At 75.5% G+C, this 384-nt stretch carries 1 pseudogene; it reads right to left on the bottom strand.

Annotation, left to right across the window (positions count from 1 at the left end):
- A pseudogene (locus tag RM572_RS29620) lies at positions 1 to 384 on the bottom strand (1-deoxy-D-xylulose-5-phosphate reductoisomerase); the annotation flags it as partial.

Below are 384 nucleotides of genomic sequence, written 5' to 3'. Positions count from 1 at the left end.
GCCCCGGAAGGGCCCGCCGGACGCGGTGACGACGAGCTTGCGGACGTCGGCGCGTTTACCGGCCGCCAGGGCCTGGAAGAGCGCGGCGTGCTCGGAGTCGACCGGGATGATCTGGCCGGGGGCGGCGAGCGCCTTCACCAGCGGGCCGCCGACGATGAGCGACTCCTTGTTGGCGAGGGCGAGCGTGCGGCCCGCCTTCAGCGCGGCCAGCGTCGGGGCGAGCCCGATGGAGCCGGTGATCCCGTTGAGCACGGTGTGGCACTCGCTCGCGGCGAGCGTGGCCGCCGCGTCGGGTCCGGCGAGGATCTCGGGGAGCGGTTCCCCGGCCCCGTACCGCTCACACAGCGCCTCGCGCAGTCCTCCGACCGCGCCGGGGTCGGAGGA

The organism is Streptomyces hazeniae (assembly GCF_031845485.1).
Taxonomy (GTDB): domain Bacteria; phylum Actinomycetota; class Actinomycetes; order Streptomycetales; family Streptomycetaceae; genus Streptomyces; species Streptomyces hazeniae.
Note: the sequence above shows the minus strand (reverse complement) of the source record. Positions and strands in the feature narration are given on the sequence as shown.